Consider the following 13,312-nt stretch of genomic DNA (forward strand, 5'->3'; position numbering starts at 1 on the left):
TCAAGTCCCGTGTGCGCCGCGCCGCGCGTCCTGCGCCGGCGCATCGATCCGGCTATCGGTCGGGCTGCACCGTGCCCGGCGGCCGCGCGAGCGGAATCCGCACCGATATGCGCAACCCGCGCGATTCCCGTTCGTCCGCATACGCGAGCGTGACGCCGGCACCCATCCGGTCCGCGAGGATCTTCACGATCGACAGGCCGAGCCCGGAGCCGATCTGCACGTTGCCGGGCACCCGATAGAACGGATCGAACACGCGCTCGCGTTCGTTCGGCGCGATGCCCGGCCCGGTGTCGGCGATCGTTACGTACGCGTGTGTGTCGGTCCGTTGCGTCGACAGGTCCACGCGTCCGCCGGACGGCGTATAGCGGATCGCGTTGTCGACCAGATTCATCACCAGCGACGTGAGTTCGAGCTCGTCGACCGGCACGCGGGTGTCCGGGCCGTCCTCGACGCCGATGTCGAGCGACTTCGCGTCGGCCAGCGGCATCAGGTCTTCCAGCACGCGACGATAGATCGCATGGACCGATACGGCGCCGGGCGGCGCGGCCGGCGCGCTTTGCGCACGCGCGAGCGCGAGGAGTTGCCCGATCAGGTGGCGGCTGCGTTCGAGCCCGCCGCGCAGCGCGGCGAGTCGCGCACGCGCATCGTCGGGCAGGTCGGTGTCGGCAAGGCGTTCGGCCTGCAGCGACATCGCCGTCAGCGGCGAGCGCAACTCGTGCGCGGCGTCGGCGACGAAACGGCGCTGCGCGTCGACCGATTGCGCGACGCGCGCCAGCATCCGGTTGATCGCGACGACGAACGGCCGCACCTCGACCGGCACGCGATCGGCCGGCACCGGGCGCAGGTCGTGCTCGTCGCGTGCGTCGATGCCGGCGGACAGCGCCGCCACCGGACGCAGCAGCTTGCGCACGAGATCGGCGACGAGCAGCAGCAGGATCGGCACGAGGAGCAGCAGCGGCAGTGCGGTGCGCCACGCGCTTTCGCGCGCGACGTCGTCGCGCATGCCGGCGTTCTGCGCGACCGCGATGCGTTCGCCGTTCGCGAAGGTACGGACCATCACGCGATACGCGTTGCCGCCGGCCTCGACCGTATGCAGCCCGTCGGCGAGCGTCGGCGGCAATGCGAGCGGCGGCGCGCCGTCGGTGCCCGGTTGCGGCGTGCCGCCGAGCGGCTGCACGATCACGCGCGACAGTTCGTCGCTTTCGCGTGCGGGCCCGGCGCCGGCGGCATGGGGCGACGGCGCGCGCTGATGGTCGAGCAGCGTCGCGACCTCGCGCAGCACGTCGTCCTGCAATTCGTGCGCTTCGTCGAATGCCGATGAAAACGCGAACGCGGCCGCGGCCGTTGCGACGACCAGGATCACGGCCGACAGCACGACCGACAGCCGGAACCCGATCGACTCGCTCAGGCGCTTCTTGAAACCATCCATCCCACACCCCTGACGTTCTTGATCACGGTGCTGCCGAGCTTGCGGCGCAGCGAATGGATCAGGAATTCGACCGCGTTGCTTTCGACTTCCTCTCCCCAGCCGTACAGGCGATCCTCGAGCTCGCGGCGCGACAGGATCGCGCCGGGGCGCACCAGCAGCGCGCGCAGCAGCGAGAACTCGCGATTCGACAGCGGGACCGGCGCGTGCCCGTCGACGGCGGCCTCGCGCGTCGCCGGATCGAGCGACACGATGCCGTTGCTCAGCAGCGGCGCGGCCGAACCGGCACGACGCCGGATCGCGACGCGAATCCGCGCGAGCAGTTCGGCCATCTCGAACGGCTTCACGATGTAGTCGTCGGCGCCGCCGTCGAGGCCGCGCAGGCGGTCGTCGAGCCCGTCGCGCGCGGTGACGATGAGCAGCGGTGCGCTGGCGTCCTTCGCGCGTATGCCGGCCAGCACGTCGAGCCCGTCGCGGCCGGGCAGGCCGAGGTCGAGCAGGATCAGGTCGTAGGGCTGGGCCGCGAACGCGGTCAACGCGTGGACGCCGTCGGTGACCCAGTCGGTGGCGTACGACGCGTCCTTCAGCGCGGCATGGACTGCCTCGCCGATCATCGGGTCGTCTTCGACGAGCAGTATTCGCATACGTATTCTCCGTGCCGCGCAAACGCCGCCAGCGTATGCGATTCCCGGGCGCGCGTCACGTGCCGCGCGCCCGGCGCAACGGTTATTTGCCGCTGAACCGGTCGAAGGCCGCGAGCAGGTTCTTCATCGCGGCGGCCGAATCGGCCTGGGTCGGATGATCGGCGCGCAGCGCGCTGAGCGCGCGGTCGATCTCCTGGTCGACCATGTGCCAGTCGGCGGCGGCGCGCGGCTTGAGGCCGGCCTCGGCCGCGTCCCACGCGATCTCGAGATCCTTGATGCGTGTCTTCGCGCCGGGCAGGTCGCCCTTGCCGACGAGCGTATTGACGTCGGTGGCGATCGTGCGGAACTGCGACAGGTCGCCGAGCTTCGACGCGTGGCCGGCCGCGGGCGACGCCGCGGCCGGCACCGAGGTCGATGCATTCGCATCCTGCTGCTTCGAGCAGCCGGCGGCGGCGCTCAGCAGGGCGATCGTGGCCGTGGCAACGGCGAGACGGGAAACGGAATGACGGAAGTGCATGGGGTGTCCTCGATGCGATGAACGGAAAGGAAAGGGTGTCATTCGGCGGCGCCGGCACGTGTGTGCGGGCCGCTGCCGAATTGCGCGACGGCGACGAGCAGCACGATCACGGTCAGGAACAGCAGGCTCGTCCACGCGGCGCCGAAGCCGAGCCCGCCGTATGCGCGGGCCTGCGTGAGCAGGTCGCCGAGCGAGGCGCCGAACGGGCGCGTCAGGATGTACGCGATCCAGAACGCCAGGACCGCATTGACGCCGAGCCGCCACATCACGAACACGGCCGCGATCAACCCGCCGAAGATCAGCGCGCCGAGCGTGAAGCCGAGCCCGAGCGCCTCGGTCGCGAGATCGCCGGCGGCGGTGCCGAGCGCGAACGTGCAGAGGATCGCGGCCCAGTAGAACAGTTCGCGCCGCGGCGTGACGATCGTGTCGATCGACAGCGTGCCTTCGATGCGATGCCACACGAAGAAGATCGCGGCGAGTGTGACGGCAAACGCGGCGGTGCTCGCATACAGGCTCACGTTCAGGCCGTCGGTGAGCAGGTCGGTGATCTGCGTGCCGACGATGCTGACCAGCACCACCGTGAGCCAGTAGATCCACGGTACGTAGCGGCGCGTGCGCAACTGCAGCCACAGCGCGATCGCGAGCAGCGACGCCATCGCGATGCGCGTGAAGGTCTGGCCGAGGCCCGCGTTGACCGCGAGAAAGTCCGCGCCGGTTTCGCCGACCGTGGTCGACATGATCTTGATGATCCAGAACGACAGCGCGACGTCGGGCACCTTGTTCAGCCAGTGCGACGCGCGATTGACGGGCAGGGATTGCATGCGATGTCTCCTTCGAGAGCGGGTGGTCGGCATGCAGTCTGAAACGGGAGACTTAGGCCAGCCATAGCGCAGCCGGCAGCGGGCCAAATTGCATCGTTTCGACATTTCGACGAAATGTATCGTCGTAACGTCGAAATTATCGGTCGTTTCGCATCATTCTTCGTCTTGGAACTGATTTTGCGCGTCTCTACACTGTGTTCATGGCTCAACGCCGTCCACAACACCAAACCCATCATCAGGAGATAAGCGCATGAAAATCGCCATCGTCGGCGCAGGTCTGATCGGCCACACCATTGCTCACATGCTGCGCGAAACGGGCGACTACGAAGTCGTCGCGTTCGACCGCGATGCGGATGCGCTCGCGAAGCTGTCGCGCGAAGGCATCGCGACGCAACGGGTCGATTCGGCCGACGCGAACGCGATTCGCGAAGCAGTGAAGGGCTTCGATGCGCTCGTCAATGCGCTGCCTTATTACCTCGCGGTCAACGTTGCCGCCGCTGCGAAGGCTGCCGGCGTCCATTACTTCGACCTGACCGAAGACGTGCGTGCGACCCACGCGATCCGCGAACTGGCCGACGGCTCCGATCGTGCGTTCATGCCGCAGTGCGGCCTCGCGCCGGGCTTCATCGGCATCGCCGCGCATGAACTGGTGAACGGCTTCAGCGAAGTGCGCGACGTGAAGATGCGCGTCGGCGCGCTGCCCGAGTATCCGACCAACGCGCTGAAGTACAACCTGACGTGGAGCGTCGACGGCCTGATCAACGAATACTGCCAGCCGTGCGAAGCGATCCGCGACGGCCGCAAGCAGTGGGTGCAGCCGCTCGAAGGCCTCGAGCACTTCTCGCTCGACGGCACCGAATACGAAGCGTTCAACACGTCGGGCGGCCTCGGCACGCTGTGCGAGACGCTGTCGGGCAAGGTCGAGACGCTCGACTACAAGTCGGTGCGCTACCCGGGCCACCGCGAACTCGTCCAGTTCCTGCTCGAGGACCTGCGCCTGTCGACCGACCGCGACACGCTGAAGTCGATCATGCGCCGCGCGGTGCCGTCGACGAAGCAGGACGTCGTGCTCGTGTTCGTCACGGTGACGGGCGTGAAGGATGGTCAGCTCGTGCAGGACGTGTTCACGCGCAAGATCTTCGCGAAGGACGTGTGCGGGATGCACATGAGCGCGATCCAGATCACGACGGCCGGCGCGATGTGCGCGGTGCTGGATCTGTTCCGCGAGAAGAAGCTGCCGCAGAGCGGTTTCATCCCGCAGGAAAAGGTATCGCTGAAGGCGTTCCTGTCGAACCGCTTCGGCAAGCTGTACGAAGGCGGCACGATGGAGCGCGTGCACGCGGTGGCCTGACCACTCGCCTCAGGCACGAGGGCCGTACGACGCCGGGAGCGCAGCAGCGCTTCCGGCGTTGTTTTTTGCGGGAACGGGAACAGGAAGGGCGCCGGTGCCGGTCAGGCCGGCAGCGGCGGGACGATCGTCGCGGCGGGCGCGGGCGGCACGATGCGGTACAGCAACGCGTCGACGTCCTTGTCGGACGGCGCGGTGTTGTCGAACATCACGATGCCGTCGCATTCGTGGCCGGTCGGCACGAAGCGGCGCTGCCGGTATTCGTCCCAGTGCGTGAGCTTGTACGCGTCGTTCGGGTTGCCGCGCGAGACGATCCGCGCGTGTGCGACGTCTTCCGATGTATGGACCCAGACGACCGTCAGCGCGACGTCGGGCCCGATGCCGAGCCATGCGCGGTCGAGGATGCGCCGGTCGCGCACTTCGCGCGACAGCGGGCCGACGACGATCGCGCCGATGCCGAGCGCGAGATTTTCACGGGCCGTGTCGAGCAGGCCGTGGTATTCGGGATCGCGCAGGTGCTTCAGGTAGAGCGGGCTGTCGCGGTCGTTCGGATCCTCGGTGAGCGCGCCCATCGCGGCCGAGCTGTAGCGGCCGTACAGCGTGTCCTTGTCGAGCAGGCAGAAGGCCTCGCCGGTGGCGCGCATCAGCGGCCCGATGAGCCGCTTCGCGAGCGTGGTCTTGCCGGTGCCGGCGTGACCGCAGAAGAACACCAGGTGCGTCACGAATACCGGCTCCCCGACCTCTGGCCCGACGTGTCGCCGCGCGTGTCAGCGCGCTTGTCGTCGCGCGAGAACACTTCCGCTTCCAGCCACATCGCGTTGATGATGCCGAAGCCGAGCGCCACGCAGATGCCGAGTATCCACGAGAAATACCACATGGGTCTGTCTCCTTGACGGTGGGGCCGCACGGCCGTGCGGCGGGCTTGCCGAAGTGCGTCGCTGCGCGTGCTGCGGCGCACGCAGCCCGATCATGACCAATATCGGCGTGCCGCGCAAGCCGGGCCGCCCGCGCAGCAAACCGGTAAACTGATGCGCAAACCGCAACATCACGGACAACATGCTGATCAACTGTGCTGCATACCAGGATGGCCGCAAGCTGGCCGACATCGATATCGACGCCATCAGCGACTACGTGTCGAAGCCCGAATGCTTCGTGTGGGTGGCGCTGAAGGATCCGACGCCCGAGGAAATCGACCTGATGGGCGAGGAGTTCGGGCTGCACGAGCTTGCGCTCGAGGATGCCCGCAAGGGGCATCAGCGGCCGAAGATCGACGAGTACGGCGATTCGCTGTTCGCGGTGCTGCATATGGTCGAGCTCGACGAAGACGACGAACTCAAGGTCGGCGAACTGAATGTGTTCGTCGGCCCGAACTACGTGCTGTCGATCCGCAACCATACCGAGCAGGATTTCCGCGACGTGCGCAAGCGCTGCGAGCGCGAGCCGCATCTGCTGCAGGAAGGCTCGGCGTTCGTGTTCTACGCGCTGATGGACCAGGTCGTCGACCGTTATTTCCCGATCCTCGAAACGCTCGGCGCCGAGCTCGAGGAACTCGAGGACCGCATCTTCACGAAGGCCTCGCCGGCGTCGTCGCGCGCGATCATCGAGGATCTCTATTCGCTGAAACGCCGGCTCGTGATGCTGCATCAGCACACGGCGCCGCTGATCGAGCCGCTCGCGAAACTCACCGGCGGGCGCGTGCCGCAAATCTGCAGCGGGATGGACGCTTACTTTCGCGATGTGTACGACCATCTGCAGCGGATCGTGAAGACGATCGAAGGGCGGCGCGAGATGGTCGTGACGGCGATCCAGGTCAACCTCGGCATGATTTCGCTCGCCGAGAGCGAGGTGACCAAGCGGCTCGGCTCGTTCGCCGCGCTGTTCGCGATTCCGACGATGATCGCCGGCATCTACGGGATGAACTTCGCGAACATGCCCGAGCTGCACCTGAAATACGGTTTCTACGGCTGCATCGCGGTGATGCTCGCAGCCGATCTCGGGCTGTGGTGGCGTTTCAAGCGGGCAGGGTGGCTGTAACCCCGCACGCCTAGCGCGGCGCGTGCTTGCCGATCACGACGCGCCACGGACGCACGCGCCACGATTTCACGAGACCGTTCTGCACGTACGGATCGGCGCGCGCGAACGACTCGGCCGCTTCCGGCGAATCGCCTTCGAACACGAGCACGGCCTGGTCGGCCGGATCCGACAGCGCGCCGGCGAGCATCAGTTCGCCGCGCTCGGTCGCGGCCTGCGCGAGCGCGAGGTGCTGCGCGCGAAACGGTTCGCGCCGGGACAGGTAATCGTCGACGAGCTCGTAGATCAACTGGTAATGCATGCGTTGCTCCGGGAAGGGTCGGTGGCCGTGGCCGGTGTGTCGGTGCGGCCGTCGGTTGGCCTGCTGCGGCCAGTATAGGACAGCCGGTTGGTGGCAGCGCGGCGCCAGCGGCCGCTTATCCTCGTTCTCAAAAATGCAACTAACGGTCCGGTTGACTTGCGCCCCGGAATTCCTGCCGTCATCGCGTGTTCGATGCATCGGCCTTGGCGTCTTGTGCGGCAAGGTGAGCCTGGAAGGGCTGCAGGACGGCCCGCGTACAAGCGACGCGATGACACGCGCCCCGTCTACCCCGGGGCGGCCCGCGCCTACGCCTTGTATCCGATCGTACGCAGCAGATCCTTGCGCCAGCGCACGTCGTCGTCGTTTTCGACGCCGAGCGGCGGAAAGCCGTCGACGACGCCGACGATCCCGCGTCCTTGCGCGGTTTCCGCGACGATCACGTCGGTCGGGTTCGCGGTCGCGCAGTAGATCCGGCAGACCTCCGGCACGGCCTTGATCGCATTGAGTACGTTGACCGGATAGAAGCCGTCGCCGAGGAACACGATGAATGCGTGACCGGCGCCGATCGCCAGCGCGTTGCGGCACGCGAGTTCGACGAGTTCCGCATCGGTGCCCGAACGGCGCACGAGCCGTTTGCCCGAGGCCTCGCAGAATGCGAGCCCGAAACGGATGCCGGGCACGGTGCCGACCAGTGTCTCGTGGATGTCCTCGACGGACTTGATGAAGTGCGACTGGCCGAGGATGAAATTCACGGGCTCCGGTTTATCGATGGCAATGGTGTGCAGTTGCAGCATGGCGGACCTCGTCTGGCGATGCGGCGCGCGTGCCGCAATGAACTCTCCCAGCTTAGTACGCGGCTGCCGGCGTCGAAAGCAGTGGGCGCGTCCTATCCTTCGTTGTGTAGGGCGCGCAAGCGCGAACGCATAGGAGGCGACCATGGACGTGCGGCAGGGCTTCGTGGACTGCGTGGGGCGCACGCCGCTGATCCGGCTGGCGAAGCTCAGCGCGGAAACGGGCTGCGAAATCCTGGGCAAGGCGGAATTCATGAATCCGGGTGGCTCGGTGAAGGATCGCGCGGCGCTTTACATCATCCGCGACGCCGAGCAGCGTGGGGCGCTGAAACCGGGCGGCACCGTCGTCGAGGGCACGGCCGGCAACACGGGGATCGGTCTTGCGCATATCTGCGCGGCGCGCGGTTATCGCTGCGTGATCGTGATTCCCGACACGCAATCGCCGGACAAGATGGCGATCCTGCGTACGCTCGGCGCCGACGTACGCCCGGTCCCGGCGGCGCCGTACCGTGATCCGAACAACTATCAGAAGATTGCCGGGCGGCTCGCGGACGAACTCGACAACGCGGTATGGGCCAACCAGTTCGACAACGTCGTCAACCGGCAGGCGCACTACGAGACGACCGGGCCGGAAATCTGGCGCGACACCGCGGGCACGGTCGATGCGTTCGTCTGCGCGACCGGCACGGGTGGCACGCTGGCGGGCGTGAGCCGTTACCTGAAGGAGCAGAATCCGGCGGTCCGGATCGTGCTGGCCGATCCCCACGGCAGCGGACTCTACGGTTACGTGAAAACGGGCGATCTCAGCGCCGAAGGCAGCTCGATCACCGAAGGCATCGGCTCGACGCGCGTCACCGCGAATCTCGCCGACACGCAGATCGATGACGCCGTGCGGATCGACGATGCGCTGTGCGTGAAGATGGTCTACCGGCTGCTGCGCGAAGAAGGGCTGTACGTCGGTGGATCGAGCGGCATCAACGTCGCGGCGGCGGTCTGGCTGGCCCGCCGGATGGGCCCGGGGCACACGATCGTGACGTTGCTGTGCGATCGCGGCGACATCTATCGTGCGCGGCTTTTCAATCGCGAATGGCTGCGCGAAAAGGGGTTGGAACCGGAGCTGGCGCCGGAATGACGGAGGGGCGAGGCGGCGATTTCCATTGGCCCGAATGCGACCTATGCTGAACAAATCCGGAGCGAACTCCGTTCGCCCGATTCGCCCAGACGAGGTGTGCCATGCCTGTATCTGCCACCCTGCAGGATTGCCTGCGCCAGAAGTCATCGCGGTACGAAGTCGTGTACCACCCCTATAGCCATACGAGCATGGAGACGGCCGCCGCCGCGCATATTCCCGGCGATCGTCTCGCGAAAACCGTGCTGCTCGAGGACGACGAGGGCTACGTCGCCGCCGTGTTGCCGACGACGCACGCCGTGCGCCTGTCGGACCTCTGGGTGAAGACGGGACGCCATCTCGTGCTCGCCCGGGAAGTCGAGCTGCGCGAACTGTTCAAGGATTGCGACATGGGCGCGCTGCCGCCGGTCTGCATGGCGTACGGGATGAAGACGTTCCTCGAGGAACGTCTCGCGGAGCAGCCGGAAGTCTATTTCGAGGCCGGCGACCACGAAGCGCTGATCCACATGATGCAGGACGAATTCCTGATGCTCATGGAGACGGCCGAGCGCGCGCATTTCTCGCACAAGATGCAGGGCATGCATTCCTGAGCACGCGGCGCATGCGGTGAGGCGCGCATCGGTACGCACGCGTGTGCGCCGATGCGCGGGCGGCAGGGTCGTGTACCACGTCGTCGGCTTTCACGCACGATAGTTAATTCGATATGCGAAGTAATTTTTATGGATCCCATGCGGCGAAGGAGGGTCTTGTATTTGCATCGGATTCCGTATTGATTGTTCGGGTAGCCATGCGCGTTCTTGACGTGTCGCGGAAGCGGTGCAGGCCGGTCTGGGGCAGGTAGCCAGGGGGGCGGACGATCGATGCCGGCGTTGGCGACGCGAACGGGCGAAACTGGCCGGTCGCCTCCGAATCGGGTCATTTTGCTGCGACGCAGGAAATACGCGGATGCCTATGTTGGAAGAACTTAATATCCGGTTCCGTATATACCAATACAAAACGATTACCGTTTAAATAATAAAAGATTGATTTATTCTTACTGGAATATTATTTGAATAAACCCTCCAAACTTTGTATTCGGACATCAAATAAAGTTTGACGGCAAAATTTTTTCCTTGCTATCGTCTGCACCCAAGTGAACGGCGCCATTGACATCACCGTGTAACGAACGGCGAATCGTCATACGAAATACGAGGTTGCGCCCGCCAGCTGACAATTGCCTGAACGTGCGGGTGCATGGATTTCCGGTGTGACACCGGGCCGCGCCTGCCGGAACGATTCCTTGAAAAAGAATGAATTGGAATTCGAATGTAATTCTTTCAATTCGGATTGCTAATTGAATTTGAAATGAAATTTTCGGATTGATGCGGTGGCGATGCCGACCTGGCTGCGCCGCCGGCAGCAATCCGAAACTGGGCGAATCGCTTGGGGGATGGAAGGTGGGCATGAAAGTCGAAGAACGTCTGGCTACATCGAACAGCGGACTGGCCATGCTGGGGCGTCCGCGAGAGTTCGGCAAGAAGCAGCAGAATCCGGTGCGCCGGTTCGGCGGCATCGGTATCGTCCTGGTGCTGCATGTCGTGCTGATCTACGCATTGCTCAACGGCCTCGCGACGAAAGTCGTGCAGGTGATCCAGCATCCGATCGAAACCCGCATCATCGAGCCGGTCAAGCCGCCGCCGCCACCGCCGATGCCCGTGGTCAAACTCCCGCCGCCGAAATTCGCGCCGCCGCCGCCGCCGTTCGTGCCGCCGCCGGAAGTGCCGGTGCAGGCACCGCCGCAGGCGACGATCACGCACCAGGCGGCTCCCGTACCTTCCGCGCCGGCCGTACAGGCACCGGTCGTGGCGCCCGCTCCGGCGGCCAAGCCGGTCAGCCATGACGTCGGTGTCGTCTGCCCGAACTCGGACTCGCTGCGCGCGTCGATCCAGTACCCGAAGGAAGCGCAGGAAAACAACATCACGGGTGACGTGACGATCGAATTCGTCGTGGATGCGGAAGGGAACATCACGAACGAGCGGGTGGCGCAGTCCGCTGATCCGATCCTCGATCGCGCCGCGTTCAACACCGTGAAACGGTTCAAGTGTGTCGCGCAGGGCCAGTCGGTGCGGGTCCAGGTGCCGTTCTCGTTCAATCTGAATTGATGCAGTGGGCGGCCCGGCGCGAGCCGGGCCGGGGAAAACCATCTCGAACTGACATGTTTAGTTCAACGAAATAGCAGGAGTGGGGTATGACGAAGCGTTCACTGGCCGCGCTGGCGGCAAGCATGTTGATGTCCGTCGCGGCGGTCGACGGGTTCGTTGCGCCACAGCTCGCCCACGCGCAGGCAAGCGGTGCGGCCGGCACGTCGGCGCAGGCCGCGGCGCCGTCGGCCGCGCCCGCGCCGGTTCCGGCCGCCGCCGAGCCGGCTCCGCCGCCCGCACCGGCCACGACGGAAGCGGTCGAGAATCCGTACGGGCTCGGCGCGCTATGGAAAAACGGCGACTTCGTCGCGCGTTTCGTGTTGATCCTGCTGGTGATCATGTCGATGGGAAGCTGGTACATCATGATCACGAAGTTCCTGGAACAACTGCGTGCGAATCGCCGCGCGAAGCTGGCGGACGCGCAGCTCTGGACCGCGCCGTCGCTGGCCGAGGGCGCGAAGCTGCTCGATGAGGCGTCGCCGTTCCGGTTCATCGCCGAAACGGCGATCGAGGCCGGCGAGCATCACGAAGACGCGCTGCTGGAAGCGGTGGACCGCAACACGTGGATCGACGTCTCGGTCGAACGCTCGATCACGAACGTGTCGAACCGGATGCAGGACGGACTCGCGTTTCTGGCGACGGTCGGCTCGACGGCCCCGTTCGTGGGGCTGTTCGGTACGGTCTGGGGGATCTATCACGCGCTGACGGCAATCGGCATCGCGGGCCAGGCATCGATCGACAAGGTCGCGGGCCCGGTGGGCGAGGCGCTCATCATGACCGCGATCGGCCTGGCCGTCGCGGTGCCGGCGGTGCTCGGCTACAACTTCCTGGTCCGGCGCAACAAGTCGGTGATGGAGCGGGTCCGCAACTTCGGCGCGCAACTGCACGCGGTGCTGCTGGCCGGCAACCGGCGTCCGGTACGTGCGTCGTCGCCGGCGGCAGCGGCATCGCTCGCGAACTGATCGGCTGACGGAGACGCGCGATGGCCATGAACGTCGGGCAGGACGATAGCGACGAGGTGATCGCCAACATCAACACGACGCCGCTCGTCGACGTGATGCTGGTGCTGCTGATCATCTTCCTGATCACGATCCCGGTCGTGACGCACACGATCCAGCTGCAGCTGCCGAAGGAGACGGTGCAGCCGCTGCAGACGACACCGAAGAGCATCGAGATCGCGGTGAATCGCGATGGCGATTTCTTCTGGGGCGAGCAACTGGTGGACGCGCCGACGCTGCTCGCGAAACTGAAGGGCGTGTCGCAGCAGCAGCCGCAACCGAGCGTCCACGTACGCGGCGACCAGAACACCCGCTACGAGTTCATCGGCCGGGTCGTCACGATGTGCGAGCGTGCGGGGATCGCGAAGCTGTCGTTCATCACGGAGCCACCTGCGCGCGGGGGTTAGTGTTGCTGGGGAAGCGTTGCGAGGCGGGGGGATGGAGCGGGTGCCAAGGCACTCACTCTTATCGACCGCGAAGCATGGGGCCGGCGTAAGCGCTAAGGCGCTAACGCTGGTCGACCGCGAAGCATGGGATCCGAGTAAGCGCTAAAGCGCCAACTCGGATCGACCGCAAAGCATGGGACCCGCGTAAGCGCTAAAGCGCTAACGCTGGTCGACCGCGAAGCATGGGATCCGAGTAAGCGCTAAAGCGCCAACTCGGATCGACAGGAGCCGACGATGGGAATGAATGTGCCTTCGGGTGGGGGCAATGCGGAACCGGAAGTGATGGTGGACATCAACACCACGCCGCTGATCGACGTGATGCTGGTGTTGCTGATCATGCTGATCATCACGATCCCGATTCAGATGCATTCGGTCAAGATGGACTTGCCGGTCGGCAATCCGCCGCCGCCAGCAACGCCGCCGGAAATCGTGCAGATCGACATCGACTTCGACGGCACGACGACATGGAACGGCGCACCCGTGCCGGATCGTGCGGCGCTCGAGTCGAAACTGACGCAAGTCGCGGCGGAACCGGTGCAGGCGGAGATCCATCTGCGACCCAACAAGCTGGTGCCGTACAAGGACGTGGCGGCCGTGCTGGCATCCGCGCAACGCGTGGGCGCGACCAAGATCGGCCTGATCGGTAACGAACAGTTCATGCAATGACGAAACGGACGAGC

At 65.5% G+C, this 13,312-nt stretch carries 17 protein-coding genes; 8 read left to right on the forward strand and 9 right to left on the reverse strand.

The genetic code is table 11. The features are described 5' to 3' along the window. Positions 1-52 precede the first annotated feature (52 nt). The 4 genes from ACTRWB_RS18600 to ACTRWB_RS18615 all read right to left on the reverse strand — a co-directional run bounded on the left by ACTRWB_RS18600 (position 53) and on the right by ACTRWB_RS18615 (position 3,408). Positions 53-1,429, reverse strand: a complete 1,377-nt coding sequence (locus ACTRWB_RS18600; RefSeq protein WP_446902822.1) for a sensor histidine kinase — start codon at positions 1,427-1,429, stop codon at positions 53-55. Further along, positions 1,405-2,070, reverse strand: a complete 666-nt coding sequence (locus ACTRWB_RS18605) for a response regulator transcription factor (RefSeq protein ID WP_048250961.1) — start codon at positions 2,068-2,070, stop codon at positions 1,405-1,407. The genes ACTRWB_RS18600 and ACTRWB_RS18605 overlap by 25 nt, the downstream gene beginning before the upstream one ends. 82 nt (positions 2,071-2,152) lie before the next feature. Next, positions 2,153-2,587 (reverse strand): hypothetical protein, encoded by a 435-nt coding sequence (locus tag ACTRWB_RS18610; protein WP_446902823.1) that lies wholly within the window; start codon positions 2,585-2,587, stop codon positions 2,153-2,155. 38 nt (positions 2,588-2,625) lie between these two features. After that, entirely contained in the window at positions 2,626-3,408 is a 783-nt protein-coding gene (locus ACTRWB_RS18615) for a COG4705 family protein (RefSeq protein WP_343492341.1), read from the reverse strand. A gap of 250 nt (positions 3,409-3,658) precedes the next feature. Here ACTRWB_RS18615 and ACTRWB_RS18620 point away from each other — a divergent pair, with 250 nt between their 5' ends. Further along, a complete protein-coding gene (locus tag ACTRWB_RS18620; protein WP_034181371.1) occupies positions 3,659-4,759 on the forward strand; it encodes a saccharopine dehydrogenase family protein in 1,101 nt (366 codons plus the stop codon). Positions 4,760-4,860: 101 nt separating this feature from the next. On the opposite strand, the gene ACTRWB_RS18625 is transcribed toward ACTRWB_RS18620, so the two are convergent. Further along, on the reverse strand, positions 4,861-5,478 hold the full coding sequence (locus tag ACTRWB_RS18625) for an AAA family ATPase (protein WP_446902824.1): 618 nt from the start codon (positions 5,476-5,478) through the stop codon (positions 4,861-4,863). Continuing rightward, the gene (gene cydX, locus ACTRWB_RS18630) at positions 5,475-5,633 is read right to left on the reverse strand and encodes a cytochrome bd-I oxidase subunit CydX (protein WP_129514644.1); all 159 of its coding nucleotides are present in this window, start codon (positions 5,631-5,633) and stop codon (positions 5,475-5,477) included. The genes ACTRWB_RS18625 and cydX overlap by 4 nt, the downstream gene beginning before the upstream one ends. 179 nt (positions 5,634-5,812) lie before the next feature. Between cydX and corA the strand changes: the two genes are divergently transcribed. Further along, positions 5,813-6,790 (forward strand): magnesium/cobalt transporter CorA, encoded by a 978-nt coding sequence (corA, locus tag ACTRWB_RS18635; protein ID WP_446902825.1) that lies wholly within the window; start codon positions 5,813-5,815, stop codon positions 6,788-6,790. 10 nt (positions 6,791-6,800) lie between these two features. On the opposite strand, the gene ACTRWB_RS18640 is transcribed toward corA, so the two are convergent. Together ACTRWB_RS18640 and ACTRWB_RS18645 are read right to left on the reverse strand one after the other, a co-directional pair. Further along, the gene (locus tag ACTRWB_RS18640) at positions 6,801-7,088 is read right to left on the reverse strand and encodes a YciI-like protein (protein WP_129514642.1); all 288 of its coding nucleotides are present in this window, start codon (positions 7,086-7,088) and stop codon (positions 6,801-6,803) included. A 305-nt stretch (positions 7,089-7,393) separates the two neighbouring features. Further along, a complete protein-coding gene (locus tag ACTRWB_RS18645) occupies positions 7,394-7,882 on the reverse strand; it encodes an adenosine-specific kinase (protein WP_129514641.1) in 489 nt (162 codons plus the stop codon). A 142-nt stretch (positions 7,883-8,024) separates the two neighbouring features. Between ACTRWB_RS18645 and ACTRWB_RS18650 the strand changes: the two genes are divergently transcribed. Next, on the forward strand, positions 8,025-9,011 hold the full coding sequence (locus tag ACTRWB_RS18650; protein ID WP_446902826.1) for a cysteine synthase A: 987 nt from the start codon (positions 8,025-8,027) through the stop codon (positions 9,009-9,011). A gap of 101 nt (positions 9,012-9,112) precedes the next feature. Then, the gene (locus ACTRWB_RS18655; protein ID WP_048250969.1) at positions 9,113-9,598 is read left to right on the forward strand and encodes an aminoacyl-tRNA deacylase; all 486 of its coding nucleotides are present in this window, start codon (positions 9,113-9,115) and stop codon (positions 9,596-9,598) included. A 491-nt stretch (positions 9,599-10,089) separates the two neighbouring features. Here the strand turns inward: ACTRWB_RS18655 and ACTRWB_RS18660 are convergent, their stop codons facing one another. Next, entirely contained in the window at positions 10,090-10,452 is a 363-nt protein-coding gene (locus ACTRWB_RS18660) for a hypothetical protein (protein WP_129514639.1), read from the reverse strand. Between ACTRWB_RS18660 and ACTRWB_RS18665 the strand changes: the two genes are divergently transcribed. The 4 genes from ACTRWB_RS18665 (at position 10,451) to ACTRWB_RS18680 (ending at position 13,298) form a co-directional block, all read left to right on the forward strand. Then, positions 10,451-11,149, forward strand: a complete 699-nt coding sequence (locus ACTRWB_RS18665; protein ID WP_129514638.1) for an energy transducer TonB — start codon at positions 10,451-10,453, stop codon at positions 11,147-11,149. The two genes, ACTRWB_RS18660 and ACTRWB_RS18665, sit on opposite strands and share 2 nt — an antisense overlap. An 86-nt stretch (positions 11,150-11,235) precedes the next feature. Beyond that, positions 11,236-12,150 (forward strand): MotA/TolQ/ExbB proton channel family protein, encoded by a 915-nt coding sequence (locus ACTRWB_RS18670; RefSeq protein WP_129514637.1) that lies wholly within the window; start codon positions 11,236-11,238, stop codon positions 12,148-12,150. 20 nt (positions 12,151-12,170) lie between these two features. Next, positions 12,171-12,593 carry an ExbD/TolR family protein gene (locus ACTRWB_RS18675; RefSeq protein WP_048250972.1) on the forward strand — a complete coding sequence of 141 codons (423 nt, stop codon included), beginning with the start codon at positions 12,171-12,173 and terminating at the stop codon, positions 12,591-12,593. 273 nt (positions 12,594-12,866) lie between these two features. Further along, positions 12,867-13,298 (forward strand): ExbD/TolR family protein, encoded by a 432-nt coding sequence (locus ACTRWB_RS18680; protein ID WP_048250973.1) that lies wholly within the window; start codon positions 12,867-12,869, stop codon positions 13,296-13,298. Positions 13,299-13,312: the final 14 nt, after the last annotated feature.

The organism is Burkholderia sp. YIM B11467 (assembly GCF_052952715.1).

Excerpts from the sequence above, each read along its gene's own strand:
- ACTRWB_RS18600 (WP_446902822.1), bottom strand. The coding sequence starts at position 1,429 with ATGGATGGTTTCAAGAAGCGCCTGAGCGAGTCGATCGGGTTCCGGCTG.
- ACTRWB_RS18605 (WP_048250961.1), bottom strand. The coding sequence starts at position 2,070 with ATGCGAATACTGCTCGTCGAAGACGACCCGATGATCGGCGAGGCAGTC.
- ACTRWB_RS18610 (WP_446902823.1), bottom strand. The coding sequence starts at position 2,587 with ATGCACTTCCGTCATTCCGTTTCCCGTCTCGCCGTTGCCACGGCCACG.
- ACTRWB_RS18615 (WP_343492341.1), bottom strand. The coding sequence starts at position 3,408 with ATGCAATCCCTGCCCGTCAATCGCGCGTCGCACTGGCTGAACAAGGTG.
- ACTRWB_RS18620 (WP_034181371.1), top strand. The coding sequence starts at position 3,659 with ATGAAAATCGCCATCGTCGGCGCAGGTCTGATCGGCCACACCATTGCT.
- cydX (WP_129514644.1), bottom strand. The coding sequence starts at position 5,633 with ATGTGGTATTTCTCGTGGATACTCGGCATCTGCGTGGCGCTCGGCTTC.
- corA (WP_446902825.1), top strand. The coding sequence starts at position 5,813 with ATGCTGATCAACTGTGCTGCATACCAGGATGGCCGCAAGCTGGCCGAC.
- ACTRWB_RS18640 (WP_129514642.1), bottom strand. The coding sequence starts at position 7,088 with ATGCATTACCAGTTGATCTACGAGCTCGTCGACGATTACCTGTCCCGG.
- ACTRWB_RS18645 (WP_129514641.1), bottom strand. The coding sequence starts at position 7,882 with ATGCTGCAACTGCACACCATTGCCATCGATAAACCGGAGCCCGTGAAT.
- ACTRWB_RS18650 (WP_446902826.1), top strand. The coding sequence starts at position 8,025 with ATGGACGTGCGGCAGGGCTTCGTGGACTGCGTGGGGCGCACGCCGCTG.
- ACTRWB_RS18655 (WP_048250969.1), top strand. The coding sequence starts at position 9,113 with ATGCCTGTATCTGCCACCCTGCAGGATTGCCTGCGCCAGAAGTCATCG.
- ACTRWB_RS18665 (WP_129514638.1), top strand. The coding sequence starts at position 10,451 with ATGAAAGTCGAAGAACGTCTGGCTACATCGAACAGCGGACTGGCCATG.
- ACTRWB_RS18660 (WP_129514639.1), bottom strand. The coding sequence starts at position 10,452 with ATGCCCACCTTCCATCCCCCAAGCGATTCGCCCAGTTTCGGATTGCTG.
- ACTRWB_RS18670 (WP_129514637.1), top strand. The coding sequence starts at position 11,236 with ATGACGAAGCGTTCACTGGCCGCGCTGGCGGCAAGCATGTTGATGTCC.
- ACTRWB_RS18675 (WP_048250972.1), top strand. The coding sequence starts at position 12,171 with ATGGCCATGAACGTCGGGCAGGACGATAGCGACGAGGTGATCGCCAAC.
- ACTRWB_RS18680 (WP_048250973.1), top strand. The coding sequence starts at position 12,867 with ATGGGAATGAATGTGCCTTCGGGTGGGGGCAATGCGGAACCGGAAGTG.